This is a genomic window from Nostoc sp. DedSLP03 (assembly GCF_034530815.1).
Lineage (GTDB): Bacteria > Cyanobacteriota > Cyanobacteriia > Cyanobacteriales > Nostocaceae > Nostoc.
Map to the genome: position 1 here is coordinate 1 of NZ_JAVRCK010000140.1, position 15,900 is coordinate 15,900.

Genomic DNA, 15,900 nt, shown 5'->3' on the forward strand with positions numbered 1-15,900 from the left:
ATGCTGGGCTATGGAGCAGAACAAGCGGTAGAAAACAACAATTCCTCATGAGTCCCGGTCATTATGTATGATGTTCTCTGCTCCCATCTTTCGACGAACTTTTCTCTACCAAGAATTTTGTTAGTTTTACTTTTATATACAACTTCCAACGTTCTTTGGTTGCGTAAAGAGCAGTCAGCCGCGACATTATAAGCAATCTTCTTCACACCTTCGTATGTCGGTGTGTCTAGCACAGTTTGATACCAGTAATATACTGTGTCTCCATCCCTGGTTATCTTTTGTTTGTCTATCTGAAATGAGTAACCCTGTACTTGATCTGAACTCACCTCTACCCATTTAGCGGATGCCACCGATGGAATAAGTAAAATTGCAGAGGCGATCGCTGATACACCTAATTTTTTAAACATAAAAGTGCTACGACTACACTTTAGTTTTAGCTACTGAGTAAAAAATATTGCAGTGGTATAACTACCAGAACATCTGTGAAGAGTTAGCGATCGCTATAGCTATGCTACTGGCTGTAGCTGGTTTAAATATTGCTTATGTAAATATCTGAGCCTAGCATCCTGCTGACAATCTAGCAGCTTCCACCCTTCATTTATTTGGTCTTGGCTAAATGTGAGTATATCTTCCCACCGAACGGCGTCTAGTAATGCCCTTGCCACTTCGTTTTCTGGGCTTGACTCCTCCCAATTGATTTGAGGTGCTTTCTCTTCCATCCACAGCTTGAATTTGCGCTCTACTGCCTCTAAAACTGCTATTCTCTGTGGAGATGCCATAGCCTCAACATCAACTGCATAACAGCGCTGCCGAACTCCATCTACAAGCTTTCGACCCTGGCTTTTAGTCTTGACCCCAATCATTGCCAGTAAGTTAGCGATAAACACTGTTCTTTCTTTGCCCTCAAATGAATCAGGGCTTGGCTGTATACCTAGTGCAATAGCTATGTCTTGTGAGCGTGCTTTTTGTATTAGCTTGAGAACTTCTAATGAATCCTTGTGGTATTCTCGCCCATCTAAAAATTGAGATATGTTCAATTGTTGCAGTGCCCAAATAGTTAAATGTGATATTTTCTTTATTGATGCAAGAAAGAAATCTTCTTTGGTAGCTTTGTAAAACCAGTCAGCCTCATGTCGTTTTTGACTTATTGGAAAGTTATTAAGTAGATAAAATCTTTGCTGTTTAGTAATAAAATCTCGGTCTTTTATATGACAATTATAGATAAAGTCATCAGACCATATTTCTGAATCTTTGATACCAGGAATCCTATCTAAAAGCAATGTTTTTTCTATTCGACGTTGTTCTAACTTTCCGGGAGTTGTCTTAGATATTTGTTTAGCCTCATCAACAGAGTCATATTCTTGAACTTCAAAAAGCTCTTTTGAGTGTTCTCTTTTAATCTGTTCTTTAACTTCTTTTTCTAACTCTTTAAAATCTTGAATCGTCTCCCACTGGATGACTTCTACGTTGTTACCTGCTTCGGAGAGAGAATGTATCAAACAGTCCCGTAAATTGTCCATCTCAAATTTATCAAGTGCCCCTAATTTACAGCTAAAAGCAAACCAATCATCATTGTCTTTAGCCATAGCCCGATAAATTATTTCTGCAACTTTTGTAGGTGCATCCTGGCAAAGAAGATCGGCAGACATTAATACTCTGTCTATTATTGTTTTTTCAATTTGTTTAGCTGAATAAGACCCTGGAGTACTTCTATCCCTAACCATTGACCTTTGAGGGCAGAACACATAATGAGGGATTAAATTATCTCTAAGTCTAAACATCATTTGATGTTGACTATTAGTGCCTTGAACACCAACAAAAAAAGTAAATTTGTCAGTAAAATAATTATTAATTGTGACACTTACTCCACTTTCAGCACTAGGAGAGATAATAAAATATTGAGGTTTTCTAGTTTCAATAAATTTATTAGGGTTTGCTAAAAATTCTTTCGCCCATTCTTCCCCAGCAGTTTCAGCATTAAGACAAAATCCAACTTTACCATACTTCTTAAGTATGCCGTCAATAACTTTGGTAAGTGTTGCTGAGTCACTGGCTATCCAAGGTATTACTGAATTACTACAAAGCAGACTAAGTAATGCTGATTTATCGCGCTTTTTAATTTCCCCGTCAATGTCTATACCATCAACAAGCTTAATATTATGTGGTACTATTTTTTGTTTATTTAGTATTTTAATAACTCGCTTATTGGGAGCTAGTTTAGCTATAAAATCAACCCATATATCAGATAAATTACCATCGAGTAATATTACCCTATTGCAAACATTCAAAGCGTGAGAAAGTATCTTTATCGCCCTAGCTTGATTCTCCCCTAAAGTGCCACCATTAGCAGCGTGTAAAAGTACAGAACAGGTTTCATCGAGATAAATATCTCTACCCTCAAAATACCCATCTACTCGGTGAATTGAATCTAAACAAAATCCTTGATTTGTACTCTCATCAGCTACTAGAGTAAACCCATCATCTTCTCTCAAATGATATATCTTTACCTGTTTATCTTGTCCCCTTTGAATAGTTTGAAACAGCAAATTATTTCGATAGCCGATAATCATTGATGCTCTAGGGCTTGTCTTGATTAATTCAAGCAAAGCTTCTGTTTTACCAGTTCCTAGACCACTTAGAGCCGCAAGAATTACATCAGAGTTTGGAACATTCGCGAATCTAAATAGTGGCTGGTTTATCTCAATATCTGGTGTAAATTCCCGCGATCGCAACCACTGTTGCCAAGCCCAATCATTCGTTAATTTCTCGCTATCATCGATAACTTTTGTGTGTTCTTCAGCTATTGACCAAAAATATTTAGGGGTTAAATAACTAATATTTGAAAAATCCGATAATTCATCAATATCAGAATCTTCCTTGCTGGCTTGCCCCCACCAACCGAACTTAACTATATATCCCCAGTCAGCAAGCAATTCTGCCAGTTTTCGCCAGCGATTCATTACCGATTCATTGGCAACATCCCCTCCATCAGGATAAAGCGTTACTCTGTCTGTGCTGACTTCAGCAGATGCTCTCTCAAGATAACTTTTTAAAAGTTTGGGACTAGCAAGCCATTGTCCGCCACTTGCACCAATAGTCAACAGATTTAATCGCTGACTGACTAAAAAAGGTTTAGCACCGGTTCCCTCAGCAAGTGCAATACCTTGGGGCCGTCCTTTCGGTTTGAATACCGCCAAAGGATTTTCACCCTCTGGGTAAATTTGGAGTGTTGCATTTGCGGTGGTAGATAGCCATCTGTAGCGGTTGCCATCTTGGGGATTGTGTAATCGCAGCTGCATCGCTACTGTATATCCATCGTAATCTCTAATAGGAATACAGTAGCTATCATCTCCTATGGACAGTCCCCTGCCTTTGTAGATGCCAGGTAGACGCTCATCATAAGCTTTGCTTAGGGATTGGAATTTACGGACAGATTTGAAGCCACAATCTTTGATTTCCTCATCAGAGAAGCCGCGCCGTTGTAAATCTGCCAATGTATCGCCATCGAGTGATAAACTATTTAAAATTTCAGAGTAGAGTTCATGGCGTTCCACTGGGCTTAATGCCCGTTCTCGCCGTCGTGATTCTTCCTGTTCGGCTTGCAGTTGTCTTTGAGCTTTGCGCAATTCCCAGTCGCGGCGCTGCTCATCTGTCCATTCCTGGGAATTGTCGAGAACGAAAGTTGCGGATTGATGTTGTTTTGCGTTGTCACTGGATTTTATACACTTATAGCCATTAACAGTTTCGCCCTTACGCGCATCTTGTAAGGTCATGCACAGTATAAATTCTTTGTTGCCATCTAATTTGGCACGACATTTGCCGTTATTAGACTCGCAGATTGGACAACCATTAGCATTGCGGCATGGGATGTAACCAGCGCTCATGGCTCACCTCCAAGGGAGGTAGCCAGCACGAAACCCTCACCAATTACCATCACGTCAGTTATGCCTTCACGAGGAACCAATGCTAGCCCAGTGCTGGTTAGGGCTAAGTCTCGACCTTCAAAAGCGCTGGCAATAAGGCGTTTAGAGTATCCGCGAAGCCTGAGAATATTTCTCAAGCGCTCTGATTGATATCGATGTTCTTTACTGTTTCTAGGAATTATTTCAATAATTTCTCGTTCTTGGTTCTCGATTGATGATAAAATCAAGTTATTGATTTTTCGAGAACCGCTGTGAGTTGCTGCTTCCGGCGGTTTTACCATTTTTTAGGACTCCAATCTTTTAATGACTGGCTTCCCGTACCGCGCAAAACTTGTTAAGCTGAAACTAATTTAAAAAAAAATCGAATCTTGGTTGCCTAGCGTCTTGTAAACGCGTGTCGTTTCATTGCTTATTTAAGTGTGGGCGGCGTGGGTAGCCATTTTCTTTGTTATTAATCTATCAGTAGTTATGGCTTAAAACTTGGGTGACTTTTTTTGATGTCTTGAGAATAAAACGGCTGAAACCCTTGTGTCTACGGCTTGGGAATTTAACTCGGCAATCTTTACAATTCTTGTCGGCTAGTTTCTCAGCTTAGGTTTTTTTGACCTCTTCCCAGTGCCTAGACCTACACCTAAAATCCGATAATTGCCATCAATCAAAAACGCTGGCTTTAACAAAGATTCTTTAAGCTGGCGGGAACCACGCCTTATTGTTGATAAGTAAGGAACGTAATAATCATGCCGGAACTTGGAATCATTTATAGAAATACCCTTTGCAAGGCTTTCTAGCGCCCCCAAAGGGGTAAATTCCGCTAGCTTTGAACTTACATTTTCCATTCTTACCCAATGTTGAGAAGGCTTATTACTGATAACCGTATCGCTAATCTCATCTAGAAGTTCTCGGCACTCCTGAACAATTTGCTTGTAATTGTCCACTTTCCCTATAAGTTGGGGATTGTTTGTATATCCAGATTTTGACAAACTTACATCGCACAATTCAGCGCAACAATTTAGCCACCAGACATTTACAGAAGGGGTGCTTACACCCCAGGCATAGCAGTAAACTTTTACTTGCTGAATTAGTTTTAAAATTGCCTCAATATCTTCTGCTAATGGTTTGTATTGTCTAGACGGCAGAAGCATAGCCTCATGTAGTTTGTCATCCCGTCCCAATACAAGATATTCAAGCCATAATGAAATTGCTCGAAATTGGCTACGAGCAATTTGAAAAATTTTTTCCTCTGGTGTTAATTGTCCAATTCCAAAATTTACTAATATTCCATGCCTATGTGTCATTACTTGGTCTGGTAAATCCCTTATTATCTCAATACAATTAGATAATGTTAATTGGCTAAAATTTATTGCGATCGCATCCATAATTTAATTCCCAAACTGCTAAGATTTCGCTGCCAAATATTGACTTTTCAGTTCATCCTCAATATCACTCAAAGCCGCTTGCAAGGTAGCCTCTAGCCACTCGGATTGTGGTTGACCTTCCGATAAACGCTTCGCTCGTGTCGATAACTCATAAGCACCGCCCAAAACAAATTCAATTTTGTCAGACTTGGCTTGCATCTCAGCAAGTGCGATCGCTGAACTTCGGCATTCCTTCAAACAATTCAGAAGCGTTTGAGCTTCATTCCTCGTCCACTCTTCTTCAAGTTTTTCTTGAAGTTTATTAGCCAAAACAATCGATGTAGTAGCGCAATATTCAAGACAGGATTTCGCATCGATACCCTTGGATTTAGAAACTACCTCAAGCACGACCGCTGCTGTTTCACCCGCTCGAACGTTCTTCTTTCTCCAAAGACTGAGGCTATCAAGGCTGGGATGAAAACCTCGCTGGTTCCACCAAGCCTGCAACTCAAGCAAAGTTTTTGCACTGGTAGCAAAATCTGTCCATGCCTGTCGGGCTTCTGCGGAAAGCTTATCAATCATTCGTTCTAGCAAACAAGGATAGACGTGTCGTCTTGGCATATTTTTAAGGCGAATAGTACATATATTCTAGTCTCAGCTATTACCCTGTTGTCGTAGCAAATAATCTAAAATTCGGTCGATACGCTCCAATGCAGCGTTGTTAGTACGCTGGTTTTCCTCAAGTCGTTCTAAAACTGTTGCCTGTTGGGTAAACAGACGTTGTGTGTTGAAGATAAAAGAATCAACCCGTTCGCTTAACTGGTCAAGCTGTGCTTGGGTTCTTAATTGGGCGTTGGCCATCTCGTCAACTTTAGTACCTAGTCGGTCAATTTTCTCATTGGCTGATTCAGCATAGCTAGCAGCAGAGAGTAACAATTGCTTAACTGTCTCTAGCTCATCTTCTACACGGTCTAATCGCTGTGCGTTGGTCATACTGCTCCTTCCTGGTTTTGCTGCTTTAGCCAAAGGGCGATCGCTTCTTCTAATCCCTCGCCTAATGAAATCTCTTTAAGGGTACAAGTAGCTTTAAATTTAAGTCCGATATCCTTTCTCACATCAGTATTTAGCTGTATATAGTTTGGGTCTTTTCTCTTGGCAGGAGACATTATTTAGGTAGTTTCATATCATTTCTTCCAGTTTATTCCAATCATGGTAAATAAATAGTTTGCTAACTTGCTAGCTTTTTGTGATTTTATGCTAGCATACTACCAAGCAATCAAACAGTAACAAGTTACTAATTAGCGTCCTACGAGTACCCCAACGACTTACACAATAAGGGGTTTAGCGTTTAGGTGCTACATCCTAATGTGTACTTATTCTGATTGCTAGCTAGTTAATATCTGATTCACATTGATTACTGTAGTAAACCCATGAAACCTAGACGGAGCAAACATTCTACAGATTTAGACTCATTCCTTGACTTCCCATCTACCAAGACATATTTAGCTGAGGTCTTGGGTGTATCTCGTTCGACCCTTTGCACTTGGGAAAATTTAGCCTTCTGGAGAATTCCCAGTTTCAGAGATGCTTACCCCAAAAACCACGATGGCAGCTACGACCGAGAATCACCTTTATCACCCTACCAAGCATGGGTTTTAAACCGTGTAGGTCGCCTCATGGCTCAACTACGACGCGGCGAACGGGTAAAGCAGTACATTGCCAAAAACCCCAACGATTTTTCTAGATACCGCTATCAGCAAGCATTACAGCAAGTAAACCGCATAAATAAAGGAGCGTAAATCATGGCAGCACGAAAGAGAGCCACAGCGCCAACACAAGACACAGTAAGCATTAATGATGCTTGTTTAAGACTAGGACTTGCGGAACAAAGTTTAAGACTGGCTTTAAGCGACATTCGCCCCGATGATTTTGACACTGTAAAGGCAGTTTCAGAAGCAGATTTAGAAGCGATCGCCTTTCACTTTCAGCCACAATTACCCGAAACTTCTCCACAGCAAGAGATTGAACCATCTACAGAACAGCAACAGAATGCCCTTTCCTTGCCCCAGGAACAGCAGCAACTAAGCACCAATACCCAATCCCCAATACCTAATACCCAACTAACGTTAATTGACCAATTAGCAAGACAGGCATCAGAAGAGATTGCAGCTGTAGACGCGATAGCCCAAGTCAAGAACCAACTCATTCTCAATAACTTGGCTGTAAGAGATGCGGAATTAGCAGAGGGTATCAATCAGCACTGGCAACACCAAAAGCAGGGATATTTGGGAGCAATTAGAGATTTGGCCAGTTTGGCCAAGGAATCTGTAGCAATTACCCCAGACACTACAGATTTACCCGCAGAAGTTGACCAAATCATCGCTGAATTAGCAAAAAAGCTAACCGCGTGAGAGCGGTTAACGTCCTGCTGTCCCCGCTCGACCTAATCAACTGGCTGCTAGAGAAAATATTCAGACCATAACAAAAGTAAATATGAGCAACAATTCCTTACCAGAGCTAGTTTCCCAAGCCCAAGAATTACTCGGACAAATTCGCCAACATCCCCAATTTAAAACCTTGCGCTTTGATTGCGATGTAGCTCTTGGCGATGTTAGGCAATATTTCAACTATCTAGAATGGGCTGCTAATAATGCTGACTCAGAGGCATCTAGATTTGAAGGTTTTACCGAATGAACGGGTGATAAAAAAGCGGGAATGATGGCATCTCCCGCGCACTTGTAAAATCCCGTTTTTGGGAATATGTCTTAATTACAAGAGCGATTATCCCATATCCCTACTCATAAAAAAAAGGTTTATGGATGATTTAAACAGCCAAATTCAAGATGCAAAGACGGACGAAACAGAGCTAAACCAAGTCCTTAAAAAATATGACTTAGATGAGCAATTGGCGCTTGAGTTTAGCGAAATTGACAAAGCATTTAGACAATTAGAAATTAAATACCAATCACTACTCAACACTAGAAAATTTTTCAATAATGGCTAAGATTGACACTACAAAAGCAGCCGCCCAAGCTGTAGCACAAAAGCTGGCAAGAGGTAAACAAAACTCAACATCTAGCACTAATAATTCCACATCTGCCACATCTACCACTGTCCCCATAGATAGCCGCATCCCTGGTCTGATGACGGTAACTCCTGATTTGATATCAGGAATGATGCCAGCTTTTAAGCCAGAAGATTACCGAATAAATGACCCTTTAAATCCTCCCGAAAATCTCCCACAAGCAACTCAAAGCCAGTTCGATAAGGGAATGAAGATTTATGAGGGTTCTACACGAGCGCTCAAACTCACAGGTGCAGCGCTCGACCTCACACGCGAGAAATTTACTGTCATTGGCAAACACTCAAAGGCTTTTGGTGCTGGCATCCAAGCAGCTACCGAGATTGAGAAAGTCAAAGGTAACTACCTTGACTATTTGAATCAAAAAGAAGTGACTACCCAAAAAACGGTTGCTTTAGATGTTAGCCAAGTTAAGACGCTCGCTGATACGAATATCTCGGTTTATAGCAAAGATGAACTAAACCAAAAGCTGTTACAAGCACAAATAAAAGCTGAGGAATTAAGGCTAAGAACTGTTGAGTCACAAGGGAACCTAGCAAGCTTTAAAGCACAGTTAGGTAACTATCTGGAGGTGAAACCATGAAACTATCTCACGGTTTGGGGTTAAGTGCTTTTAGCTTGTGCGCTGGCTTGGCGATCGCTTCTGGAGGTTTCACCAACGATACAGCCAAAATAATATCTATGCTTGGTGTGGGAGCATTGCCAGCAAGCTTTATTACTTACTTTATTGCGGATACTAAATCACAGAGATTGCTAAATGATGCCGAAAGTAAGAATAAAAAAGCAGGTGAAACGCTGCATAAAGTTATCAGGGAATTTGACAACTGCAAGTCAAGGCTAGCCACTGTCAGCAGTCAACTAGAAACGGTCAAAGATGAACTTAAAGAAGCCCGAAATACCGTCAACTCGTTAGGTCACAGCAAACTAGAAAACACGGGCTTAATCGCCCAACTGCAAGCCAGGTTAAATCAATTATCGACACAGACTCAAAAAGATGCCCAGCGCATTGAATATCTGGAAAGTGAGACTGAGCAGTGGGAGTTTAATTTTAAATCTCTTGTAGAAACGGAAGCTAATAAACGCTTTCAGGTTGCCAAGTCTCAGGAGTTAGAGAAAATCTATCATGAGCATGACTCGATAACCAGTGAAGCTATGCAGTTGTTTAGACGGCTGCAATCTTGGGGCGAGAAAGTCGCCCACGGACATCAAAGCAAAGCTGAAATTATCAAGAGTTTAGCCAGTAGCTACAACGAAAATTTAGATGAGGTTGGGGAAGCGATCGCCAGTGAGCGCCAAAACTATCTTTTACAAATCGAGCTACTAAACGAGCGTGTAGGTCAGTTACAGCAGCAATTGGCAGGTGATTTACTAGAACCCGTGTACGGTGATTTTGGCTTTGATATCAACGGGAAAATCGCCAACGAAATAGCCCGTACCTTGTTTACTGATATCAGGCTAGCTTTGAGCGTTAAAGGGTTCCAGGTTAAGCCTGATGGCACAACAGACGTAGGTTATGGGTATTCGCGCTCTGTAGATCCCAAGTCGGTTGTAGAGGCTATCAGCAGACATTCTGAAACACTAACTAAGAAACTGGGATTATTCAAAATTACCAGCGTTCGGAAGTTGGAAATAACCGACTGTGTTGTGGTTAGCTACCGTATGGGGCCAGCTATCAAAGCAGATGAAATCAGGCTAATGCTTGGCACTGCTGACGAATTTATTAATTACGTGGTCAGTCACCCTATCCGCTATCGGCTAATTGCAGATCCGGGCATGGGCAAAACTCCCACAAGCGCAGTGATGATTAGCGAAATTCTTAAAGCTGGATGCACTCGCGGCAATACTGGCAAGGGTGAGAGAGTGCCACACACCTTAGTAAATGTGAGTTACCCCGGTGCTGTCGGTTCACTTAAAGATTCTAGTTATCCTTTAGAACCTTTCCTTAAGTATGGCGACACCACAGCCGCGATTAAGTCATTTGAAGATTGTCTAGACGATGGTAGATTCCGTATTCAAAATACCCAGTATGCAGCTAACTACTTTCAACTTTGGGTATGGGAAGAGTTAGATAATACCCTTAATTCTTCTAGTGAGCCATACCAAACAGGCGAAAACTTTAAGAAGATTCTCAAACAGTTCGGACACAATAACATCGGTTGGATTGTGTCGGGTCAATCGGTTATGACCAAACAAATCCCAGGTTTTACCAACGACGATAGAAGCCTGTTTACTGAAATAATCATTGGCATTCCCAAGATTAGACATTACTTAAACACCTACGGTAAGGGTAAAAACAGTGAGTCTAACTTGGCTAAGTTGACCCGCAATTTAGATGCAATTGAAGAATATATTGACCATAAAAACGAGTTAGTTACCGACGATGCGAGATTATTAAGAGTAGCGTTAGTAGTTGATTCTCGTTCACCTAAACTCTACTTTTTACCTAATCTCGATAGGGTAAGTTTCAACCATCAAGAAATAGAAGAGGTTAAACGACTGGCAAGGCTTGCCAAGTTCCCTGGCACGATTGGTAACGGACTGGCAAGCAAAAGCCCAAAGCCCTTCACAGCAAGCACTGGCACAATGGCAGAGTTGCCACCAATTTCGACTATAGAGGGTAGCCACCAATCTGGCACAAGTCCCCACTGTCCCCATTGTGGGAGCGCAAATTTAAAGCTACAAAATGATAATAGATATCGCTGTTTAGACTGCAAAAAGCGCACAGTTAGCAATAAGATAGTCTGGAAATAAATATATGAATTTTGATGATATTTCCACAATCGTCTATCAGCCCAAAAATGACCATGAGCCAGGATTTATATATTTAATGGAAGCAGAGGGTTATCATGGCTTAGTTCCCGGTGCTTGGTTGCGTCGTTGCAAAATTGGGTTATCTCGTAATCCAGAAGCTAGACTTGAGAACTTTCACCGAAATCAACCACCTTGCAATGTGAAGATTCTCAAGACTATTTACGTAGAGGATATGGCAGATGTAGAGGGCGAATTACATCAACAATTTAGCCAATGCAATGTTGAGTTAATTAAAAGCCAAGAATGGTTTGACTTTAATCCAGTGCAATTTATGATGGTTAACTGGGAATTTGAGAAGCGATCGCTGCATATTCTCAGCCTCAAAGATTTGCCAGTTAAGCTAATCATTTTCAGCATGGTAGGGCTTTTATCCGTGGGAGCCATAGCGGGAAGGTTAACAAGTCAACCACCAATGCAGCCGCAAAAACAATTAGCTAAGTGAGCAAAAATTAAGGGTAGGTTTTGAGCCTACCCTTTGGTGTTTAGAACGGTGTATTACCTGTTTGGTTTACCTTGGCGAGATAGCCCCTCCAGTAATGTCCATCCTGGCTTTTTGGTGGAAGTGCGATCGCCGCGTCGAATTCTCCGTCAAAGTAGTCGCTAGTAGTTTGGGATTGTTGAGGTTTAGCAATTGTGAGTAACATGAGAACATCCTTTTTTTGTATGGCGGGTTAATTCCCGCCTTTTCTTATCCCTATACTAACCCTCTTAAATGTTTAATGACAAGTGGTTATGTATAGGGATAATTGATTAATATTCTGATTAGCCCTTGAAAATTTCTATGACTGTACAAGTCAATATGTATTGACATAGTTATAGTCCTTGGTTACTATCTAAATATACGAAATTTTATTTAAGTAACCAAGGAATACCAATATGTCTAGAGAATTAAAGGCTATTGATGAATTAGAGAATACTTACATTGATGAGCGCGTTGCTTGGCTACTGCCGCAATTTGAAGCAATAGCACCTTATAAATTAAACCAACGTAAAAAGGGAGTGCCTAACGAAAATTTAATCGGTTGGGAGCGATTAGCAGCAATTGAAGCCAAAAATTTAAAAACAGTTTACCCCGATGAACGTCCAGAGGATGAAAAAGAATATGGCACGGCATTAAGACAGATTACAGCACTTAAAAAAGCTTTAAAATCTGCCACTAAAACAGACCTTAAAGACCACGCTCTATTCAATCCTGTAAACACAATCATTACTCACTTTGGTAATGCTTTAAGCTACCAATTTGCTAGCTATAAAGAACGTCAGAATACCCGCTATCGGGGAACTGTTACAGAACGTAGAGAGAAAGTAAATAGGATTGAAATTGATTTAACAGACTCTCTCAAGTACGCACACAACATATTGACCGATATCAAAAATGGTCAGGATGCTAACTGGCTTGATGTTAGTTGTGCGATCGCATTAGCTACTGGCCGCCGTATGGCAGAGGTACATTTATCAGCCATTTTTGAACTAATCGATGAGTACACTGTTACATTCACGGGACAGTTAAAAGGTAAATCTCGGAAAGTGCGTCAGGGTGATAAAGCTGTATCCCTGCGAGAAGTAGCCTTCAAAATTCCTACTTTGTTACCTGCCGATTTAGTTTGTTTTGCGCTTGAATGGTTGAACAAGAAAGGCAAGCGTTTTGATAAATCCGAAGACCCCGAACGGGTAAACCGCAGGTTTTCAAAGACCTTGAATGAAGCTTGTAAGCAGTGGGAGATTTTCCCAAATGATGAGCGTACTTATCATAAGTTTCGTGCTGCATATCTGAGAGCCGCAATTGTGAATGATGGCAACGTTGACCCCTATGATTTCACAGACTTTGCCAAGGAAGTGTTAGGTGATGACGATGAAAGCACAATAAACGCCTACAAGCGGTATGAGATAAAGCCTAAAAGCATTACCCGTGTTTAAATAAATCCCTATACATACCCTCTTGACAATATAAATACAAGAGAGATAGTATAGGGATAACAAATGATATTGATATTTTGATTATGTCTAATTGGGAAGAGATAGGTCAAGAATTAGTTGACAAATTACGTACAGTCAAAAAGGAATCAACTATTCAAAAATTAGCTGTTGCAGTAGTTGACCAAATTAGAGAACATTACCCAAAACCTAATAGCCGTAAAACACCATTATCTAAAGTACGCAAGGCAGTTCTAACAGCTTTTCCTGACACCGAAACTCAAGAGCATTCTTGGCAGTATTTCACTAATAAAGGTAAAGGTAATATCGAGCGATATCAACATTTAGCTTTGAAATATTTAACTCTTTCAAGTGAAGAATGGGACGCTGTAGGCAATGAAACTAGGCAGCAATGGAAAGCACAGCAAGAAGCCCAAAAGCCAGAGCAACAGCCCCAAACCGTAGAAGCAACTCAACAACCAATTACTCTAAATGATATGAATATTTCACAGCTACAATTGGATGCCGAAACTCAGCAAATGGTAGAGGTGGCGATCGCTCATTCTGGAATGTCCTTGGCTGATTTTGTTCGCCGTGCCTGCCAAGTGTACGCCAAAACGGTAACAGGGAAACTTGGACAGTATGAATCTGACTTGACTACTGTGCCTACTGAAGAACTGTTAACCAGTGCGACTTATAGAACTCATCCCGGCAGGGCGGAAGAACTAACCAGACGTGCTATTTATGCCCTAGAAACTCATAACAACAATTGCACTGAGAAAAGCCAAAAATGGATGATAACTCAGACAGCTATTCAATCGCTCACTGGCAGTAAGCCAGCGACCATCAAGGCGATTTTAGAGCGATATCAAACCAGGCTCGATGATCACAATAGCAAGCATGAGCTAAACCCTTACGACAACCGCAAGCCAGGGCGGAAGATAGATGATGAAATTGACTTAGCTACGCTCGTGTCAGATGGGTTAAACCTTAATTGATTTAGCTGTACTAATCGCTGGAAACGGATTTGGTGTCAGGCATAGGGTTTAGGTCAGGAAAGACTGATTTCCTGACGTAACTATTCCCTGTATGCCCCAACATTGATAGTGCCGCTACCGCTCCTCTCACTTGTTCTGGTCGAACTTCCAAGTATTTTTGCAATTCCTCAAGATTCCGATGTCCTGAGATTTCCTGAATAATCCGTAACGGGATACCAGCGTTACTCATCTGAGTTAGCGCGGTACGTCTAAAGCTGTGGGTACTAACACCTTCTAGACCAACAATCTCACACGCAAATCGCAAAATCCTTGATGCTGATTCAGAATTAATATGCCCTCTCCCATGCCTACCAGGAAACAGAAAACCCTCACGTCTCAAAGGTTTGTACTTGACCAAAAGTCCCCTTAACTCTTCAATCACTGGTACTGCTCTAGCAGCTAGTTTGCCTTTGGTGTTGTGCCTACGGAAGATAATTTCATCCCGTACACGCATCTTTTTATCGTAGACATCCTCGGTGTTGAGAGTGCAAGCTTCATTGATGCGACAAGCTGTATAAAGACAAATGCCAAATATTGTGCGATCGCGCTCGTTGTCTAAGCCATTACTGAAAATTAACTGTATCTCTGACTGCGTTAGAACTTTGGCGCGTCCGTGCCGATTGATTTTCATTGTCAGACTGTAGACCCTGCGATCCACAGCCTACAATGATTTGACACCTGATCGCGTGGAAACATTGTCTGTATTCGCGAATCAATTGTACTGCGGCGGCAAAATGCTTGACTCTATCTACAATCCACGTTCATCTTCCGCAGTGTGCGATCGCACCTCACGTAGTTTAAAATCTCTTTCCTGACATCTTACTTATTAGAATCATATTCTCATAACTCGACTTTATCCAAAATTAAGAACTTGGTTCTCTTGATACGGCAAAGACCCTAGTTTTTTGGCAAAAACTTTTTCCATGTCACTGATTCTCGGTGAAATCGAAAAAGTAAAACTACCGTCCTACAAAGGTTTCAGCATCAGCTTCCGCGTTGCCAAAAAATGGATAAAGTCGAGCATAAGTAATACACTGAAAATGTTTACTTTCTGGCTTAAGTATCCAATCGGAATATGGAGCAGATACTATCGTTGCCGATGCCAATGCTCTGAACATTTGAAATTCTTAAGGCTTGGTTAGTTGCAGCAAGTTGAACTGGCGTGCCTTGATAATTTGTTTCTGGGTATAAATTCCAAGTACCTTGATAAATTACCAATGCGCTAGTTCGTCTTGCAGCACCACCTAGATCGGGTTGTGAAATGTCTGTAGCATATATTGCTCCACCATCAAAGTTGAAGTTATCGTAAAGTTCTATTGCTGCCATGATTGTTTTCCCTTGATTGTAAATAACGAACTAACTTAACTACAAAACACTTTTTGACTATTTCGGAAACAAGTTTTAGCAGTTTACGTTTAAGCGATTGTCACAAAATGTCAAAATAGTAATATATTTGACATATAATAACTGTATAATACAGAGTTACTTGAAGGTTATATAGTTTTTTAAGTGTATAAGCTAATTATATTTAGTGTGCAAATTTCAGTATATTTTCTAGATATTTTCTTTAGATAATTATCAGACGGTCTTCCTAACTTTCCACATACCGTGAAAGTTCAAGTATAGCCTCTAGCAATGCTGACTTTTCCCGTTAAGTCTCTTTTGCAAGCCGCCAGCATTCACAGAGGTCGTGCAATTTTAACCAACTTCAGCAACCAACACCACGCCACCTACCAATAACCCTATTTCCCTACAGCGATCGCTCCCATTCCCCATTC

19 protein-coding genes are annotated in these 15,900 nt (G+C 40.9%); 9 read left to right on the forward strand and 10 right to left on the reverse strand.

All coding sequences use genetic code 11. The features are described 5' to 3' along the window. Nucleotides 1–8: 8 nt before the first annotated feature. From RM368_RS36015 to RM368_RS36045, 7 genes are all read right to left on the reverse strand, one after another. Nucleotides 9–407: a surface-adhesin E family protein gene (locus RM368_RS36015; RefSeq protein WP_322698494.1), complete on the reverse strand. Its 399-nt coding sequence runs from the start codon at nt 405–407 to the stop codon at nt 9–11. Nucleotides 408–506: 99 nt separating this feature from the next. After that, entirely contained in the window at nt 507–3,884 is a 3,378-nt protein-coding gene (locus RM368_RS36020; RefSeq protein WP_322698495.1) for a plasmid replication protein, CyRepA1 family, read from the reverse strand. Next, a complete protein-coding gene (locus RM368_RS36025; RefSeq protein ID WP_322698496.1) occupies nt 3,881–4,204 on the reverse strand; it encodes a hypothetical protein in 324 nt (107 codons plus the stop codon). Before RM368_RS36025 ends, RM368_RS36020 begins: the two co-directional genes overlap by 4 nt. A 297-nt stretch (nt 4,205–4,501) precedes the next feature. Continuing rightward, a complete protein-coding gene (locus RM368_RS36030; RefSeq protein ID WP_322698497.1) occupies nt 4,502–5,299 on the reverse strand; it encodes a hypothetical protein in 798 nt (265 codons plus the stop codon). Nucleotides 5,300–5,317: 18 nt separating this feature from the next. Then, a complete protein-coding gene (locus RM368_RS36035; RefSeq protein ID WP_322698498.1) occupies nt 5,318–5,899 on the reverse strand; it encodes a hypothetical protein in 582 nt (193 codons plus the stop codon). A 33-nt stretch (nt 5,900–5,932) separates the two neighbouring features. Beyond that, nucleotides 5,933–6,271: a hypothetical protein gene (locus RM368_RS36040; RefSeq protein WP_322698499.1), complete on the reverse strand. Its 339-nt coding sequence runs from the start codon at nt 6,269–6,271 to the stop codon at nt 5,933–5,935. Then, nucleotides 6,268–6,444 carry a hypothetical protein gene (locus RM368_RS36045; RefSeq protein WP_322698500.1) on the reverse strand — a complete coding sequence of 59 codons (177 nt, stop codon included), beginning with the start codon at nt 6,442–6,444 and terminating at the stop codon, nt 6,268–6,270. Before RM368_RS36045 ends, RM368_RS36040 begins: the two co-directional genes overlap by 4 nt. Nucleotides 6,445–6,708: 264 nt before the next feature. On the opposite strand from RM368_RS36045, the gene RM368_RS36050 reads away from it, so the two are divergent. The 7 genes from RM368_RS36050 to RM368_RS36080 all read left to right on the forward strand — a co-directional run bounded on the left by RM368_RS36050 (nt 6,709) and on the right by RM368_RS36080 (nt 11,613). Beyond that, nucleotides 6,709–7,077 carry a hypothetical protein gene (locus tag RM368_RS36050; RefSeq protein WP_322698501.1) on the forward strand — a complete coding sequence of 123 codons (369 nt, stop codon included), beginning with the start codon at nt 6,709–6,711 and terminating at the stop codon, nt 7,075–7,077. Nucleotides 7,078–7,080: 3 nt separating this feature from the next. Then, on the forward strand, nt 7,081–7,689 hold the full coding sequence (locus tag RM368_RS36055) for a hypothetical protein (RefSeq protein ID WP_322698502.1): 609 nt from the start codon (nt 7,081–7,083) through the stop codon (nt 7,687–7,689). Nucleotides 7,690–7,771: 82 nt separating this feature from the next. After that, complete coding sequence (locus RM368_RS36060; protein ID WP_322698503.1) at nt 7,772–7,972, forward strand: hypothetical protein; 201 nt, start codon at nt 7,772–7,774, stop codon at nt 7,970–7,972. 121 nt (nt 7,973–8,093) lie between these two features. Beyond that, the gene (locus RM368_RS36065) at nt 8,094–8,282 is read left to right on the forward strand and encodes a hypothetical protein (RefSeq protein WP_322698504.1); all 189 of its coding nucleotides are present in this window, start codon (nt 8,094–8,096) and stop codon (nt 8,280–8,282) included. Continuing rightward, a complete protein-coding gene (locus RM368_RS36070; RefSeq protein WP_322698505.1) occupies nt 8,275–8,943 on the forward strand; it encodes a hypothetical protein in 669 nt (222 codons plus the stop codon). Before RM368_RS36065 ends, RM368_RS36070 begins: the two co-directional genes overlap by 8 nt. After that, nucleotides 8,940–11,111 carry a hypothetical protein gene (locus RM368_RS36075; RefSeq protein WP_322698506.1) on the forward strand — a complete coding sequence of 724 codons (2,172 nt, stop codon included), beginning with the start codon at nt 8,940–8,942 and terminating at the stop codon, nt 11,109–11,111. Before RM368_RS36070 ends, RM368_RS36075 begins: the two co-directional genes overlap by 4 nt. Before the next feature lie 4 nt (nt 11,112–11,115). Continuing rightward, nucleotides 11,116–11,613 carry a GIY-YIG nuclease family protein gene (locus tag RM368_RS36080; RefSeq protein WP_322698507.1) on the forward strand — a complete coding sequence of 166 codons (498 nt, stop codon included), beginning with the start codon at nt 11,116–11,118 and terminating at the stop codon, nt 11,611–11,613. A gap of 40 nt (nt 11,614–11,653) precedes the next feature. Here the strand turns inward: RM368_RS36080 and RM368_RS36085 are convergent, their stop codons facing one another. Beyond that, nucleotides 11,654–11,815, reverse strand: coding sequence for a hypothetical protein (locus RM368_RS36085; protein WP_322698508.1), 162 nt, complete (start codon nt 11,813–11,815; stop codon nt 11,654–11,656). A gap of 232 nt (nt 11,816–12,047) precedes the next feature. Between RM368_RS36085 and RM368_RS36090 the strand changes: the two genes are divergently transcribed. Both RM368_RS36090 and RM368_RS36095 read left to right on the forward strand, forming a co-directional pair. Beyond that, nucleotides 12,048–13,088: a protelomerase family protein gene (locus RM368_RS36090; RefSeq protein WP_322698509.1), complete on the forward strand. Its 1,041-nt coding sequence runs from the start codon at nt 12,048–12,050 to the stop codon at nt 13,086–13,088. Nucleotides 13,089–13,171: 83 nt separating this feature from the next. Further along, nucleotides 13,172–14,083 (forward strand): hypothetical protein, encoded by a 912-nt coding sequence (locus RM368_RS36095; protein WP_322698510.1) that lies wholly within the window; start codon nt 13,172–13,174, stop codon nt 14,081–14,083. A 10-nt stretch (nt 14,084–14,093) separates the two neighbouring features. Here the strand turns inward: RM368_RS36095 and RM368_RS36100 are convergent, their stop codons facing one another. Together RM368_RS36100 and RM368_RS36105 are read right to left on the reverse strand one after the other, a co-directional pair. After that, nucleotides 14,094–14,753, reverse strand: coding sequence for a tyrosine-type recombinase/integrase (locus RM368_RS36100; RefSeq protein ID WP_322698511.1), 660 nt, complete (start codon nt 14,751–14,753; stop codon nt 14,094–14,096). 425 nt (nt 14,754–15,178) lie between these two features. Then, complete coding sequence (locus RM368_RS36105; RefSeq protein WP_322698512.1) at nt 15,179–15,448, reverse strand: beta/gamma crystallin-related protein; 270 nt, start codon at nt 15,446–15,448, stop codon at nt 15,179–15,181. Between the last annotated feature and the right edge of the window lie 452 nt (nt 15,449–15,900).

Coding starts and splice junctions, on each gene's coding strand:
- RM368_RS36050 (WP_322698501.1), top strand. CDS start 6,709: ATGAAACCTAGACGGAGCAAACATTCTACAGATTTAGACTCATTCCTT.
- RM368_RS36085 (WP_322698508.1), bottom strand. CDS start 11,815: ATGTTACTCACAATTGCTAAACCTCAACAATCCCAAACTACTAGCGAC.
- RM368_RS36055 (WP_322698502.1), top strand. CDS start 7,081: ATGGCAGCACGAAAGAGAGCCACAGCGCCAACACAAGACACAGTAAGC.
- RM368_RS36095 (WP_322698510.1), top strand. CDS start 13,172: ATGTCTAATTGGGAAGAGATAGGTCAAGAATTAGTTGACAAATTACGT.
- RM368_RS36030 (WP_322698497.1), bottom strand. CDS start 5,299: ATGGATGCGATCGCAATAAATTTTAGCCAATTAACATTATCTAATTGT.
- RM368_RS36040 (WP_322698499.1), bottom strand. CDS start 6,271: ATGACCAACGCACAGCGATTAGACCGTGTAGAAGATGAGCTAGAGACA.
- RM368_RS36105 (WP_322698512.1), bottom strand. CDS start 15,448: ATGGCAGCAATAGAACTTTACGATAACTTCAACTTTGATGGTGGAGCA.
- RM368_RS36015 (WP_322698494.1), bottom strand. CDS start 407: ATGTTTAAAAAATTAGGTGTATCAGCGATCGCCTCTGCAATTTTACTT.
- RM368_RS36075 (WP_322698506.1), top strand. CDS start 8,940: ATGAAACTATCTCACGGTTTGGGGTTAAGTGCTTTTAGCTTGTGCGCT.
- RM368_RS36045 (WP_322698500.1), bottom strand. CDS start 6,444: ATGTCTCCTGCCAAGAGAAAAGACCCAAACTATATACAGCTAAATACT.
- RM368_RS36100 (WP_322698511.1), bottom strand. CDS start 14,753: ATGAAAATCAATCGGCACGGACGCGCCAAAGTTCTAACGCAGTCAGAG.
- RM368_RS36035 (WP_322698498.1), bottom strand. CDS start 5,899: ATGCCAAGACGACACGTCTATCCTTGTTTGCTAGAACGAATGATTGAT.
- RM368_RS36065 (WP_322698504.1), top strand. CDS start 8,094: ATGGATGATTTAAACAGCCAAATTCAAGATGCAAAGACGGACGAAACA.
- RM368_RS36025 (WP_322698496.1), bottom strand. CDS start 4,204: ATGGTAAAACCGCCGGAAGCAGCAACTCACAGCGGTTCTCGAAAAATC.
- RM368_RS36090 (WP_322698509.1), top strand. CDS start 12,048: ATGTCTAGAGAATTAAAGGCTATTGATGAATTAGAGAATACTTACATT.
- RM368_RS36020 (WP_322698495.1), bottom strand. CDS start 3,884: ATGAGCGCTGGTTACATCCCATGCCGCAATGCTAATGGTTGTCCAATC.
- RM368_RS36080 (WP_322698507.1), top strand. CDS start 11,116: ATGAATTTTGATGATATTTCCACAATCGTCTATCAGCCCAAAAATGAC.
- RM368_RS36060 (WP_322698503.1), top strand. CDS start 7,772: ATGAGCAACAATTCCTTACCAGAGCTAGTTTCCCAAGCCCAAGAATTA.
- RM368_RS36070 (WP_322698505.1), top strand. CDS start 8,275: ATGGCTAAGATTGACACTACAAAAGCAGCCGCCCAAGCTGTAGCACAA.